Source organism: Vibrio sp. 10N.222.52.C12 (assembly GCF_041474215.1).
GTDB lineage: Bacteria > Pseudomonadota > Gammaproteobacteria > Enterobacterales > Vibrionaceae > Vibrio > Vibrio crassostreae_C.
The window spans coordinates 1-436 of sequence record NZ_JBFRTR010000125.1; the positions used below are offsets into that span (position 1 = coordinate 1).

Annotated in this window: 1 protein-coding gene; it reads right to left on the minus strand. The window is 41.7% G+C overall.

Going from position 1 to position 436, the window contains the following annotated elements:
• Window positions 1-16: 16 nt before the first annotated feature.
• On the minus strand, window positions 17-436 hold a 420-nt coding region (locus tag AB4623_RS20660), incomplete at its 5' end, for a transposase (RefSeq protein ID WP_372147312.1).

Consider the following 436-nt stretch of genomic DNA (forward strand, 5'->3'; position numbering starts at 1 on the left):
ATACCAATCCGGAAAATTAACTGATCAGGTCAATCCAATCTCTTGTACACATTTTTGTGACGCGATCTTTGCACTCAAGAAATCCATTCCAAGCGCTACAGACCTTCGAAACAATATCGTTATAATCAATGAAGTTTTGGTTTGCTAGATAGTGTTGCCTTAACCAACTCCACACTTGCTCTATAGGGTTAAGCTCTGGTGAGTATGGCGGCAATTTGATAATACTGACATTATCAAATGGGTTAGCAATATCATCGGTATGCCATCCTGCGCCATCCATTATTACCACTGAATGACGGTCTTTTTCTGTGACTTTAGATATCTGCTCTAGATGGTTTATCATGATGTCTTTGTTAACCCAAGGGACGACCATTGCCTCACCAATCCCTCTCGATGGGCACACTGAGCCAAACAAATAAGGTTCATCGCGGCTTTC